General features: G+C 66.0%; 1 pseudogene. It reads left to right on the plus strand.

The annotated features are described in order from the left end of the window. Positions 1-410 (plus strand): annotated as a pseudogene (locus B3T59_RS04110) (Na+/H+ antiporter subunit D); the annotation flags it as partial. Between the last annotated feature and the right edge of the window lie 123 nt (positions 411-533).

Consider the following 533-nt stretch of genomic DNA (forward strand, 5'->3'; position numbering starts at 1 on the left):
CCGGGTTCATCGGCAAGGTCGGGTTGCTCGAGGCGGGCACACGCGACGGGTCGGTGCTCGCGTGGTTGTTGGTTGCCGGTTCGGTGATCACCAGCCTGTTGACCCTCTACGTGATGGCCCGTGTGTGGACCAAGGCGTTCTGGCGACCGCGTGCCGACGCTCCCGAGGGCGAGCTCGCCGACAGCGCACCGTCTGCCCTCATCGACGAGCGTGCCGACATCTCGTTCGACGACCGCGAAGACGTGGGCCGAATGCCGACGTCGATGGTGGTGCCGACCGCGCTGATGGTCGCAGCCGGTCTCGTGCTGACCTTCTGGGCAGGTCCGATTCTGCGCTTCACCGACAGTGCCGCCGACAACATCACCGACCGCAACAACTACATCGTCAGCGTGCTGGGAGGTGACAGATGACGGACGAACACCCCGAAAAGCGCGATCCCGGAAAGGACGACCCGGCTCAGCAAGCCCAGCGTCGCAGCTCCGGTGCGGTACGCGCGCCCGGAAAAGGGCCCGTGAGGTCGTTCCTCGTCAATG

Source organism: Gordonia sp. UBA7860 (genome assembly GCF_002500165.1).
GTDB lineage: Bacteria > Actinomycetota > Actinomycetes > Mycobacteriales > Mycobacteriaceae > Gordonia > Gordonia sputi.